The 680-nt window shown below is 72.8% G+C and carries 1 protein-coding gene; it reads right to left on the bottom strand.

The window, feature by feature from the left end; genetic code table 11:
- The coding region (locus AC1DMQ_RS25775) for a phosphopantetheine-binding protein (protein ID WP_477036373.1) at positions 1–680 on the bottom strand (680 nt) is incomplete at both ends.

Raw genomic sequence — 680 nt, 5'->3', positions numbered from 1 at the left:
TCCAGCGCCCTCGACAGCGCCACAACATCCAGCTCCCCGCTCAAACGCACCGCCACCGGCACGTTGTACGCCCCGCCAACATCACCCAGATGCTCCACCAGCCACAGCCGCTCCTGCGCGAACGACAGCGCCGAGCCCGTCACCGACCGCACCGTCGGCGTCAGCGGCGACAGGGTCGAGCCCTTGGCCTCCAGCAGCCGCTGGGCCATGGCCGCCACCGTCGGCGCCGAGAACACCGCCTCCACCGGCAGCTCCACGGCCGCTTCCTCCCGCAGCCGCGCCACCAGCCGCATGGCCAGCAGCGAATGGCCGCCCAATTCGAAGAAGTGGTCATGGGCCCCGACCGGCCCGATCCCCAGCACCTCCGAGAAGGCCCGCGCCACCAGGGCCTCGGCCGAGGTCGCCGGCGCCGCGGCCTTGACCGCCTCCAGTCCCGGCTTGGGCAGGGCCTTGCGATCGACCTTGCCGCTGGGCGTCAGCGGCATGGCCTCCAGGGTGATGAACACCGAGGGGATCATGTAGTCGGGCAGACGCTCCTGCAGCCAGGACCTCAGCGTCGCCGGCGGGATCGCCAAGGCGTCCTCGGTGCGCACATAGGCCGCCAGCCGCTGGTCCTGGGCCGTCACCACGGCCTCGGCGACGGCGGGGTGGGCGCGCAGGGCGGCCTCGACCTCGCCCAG

It is taken from the genome of Caulobacter sp. 05L422 (genome assembly GCF_056397765.1).
The sequence above is the reverse complement of the archived record's forward strand: the minus strand, read 5'-3'. Positions and strand labels throughout refer to the sequence as shown.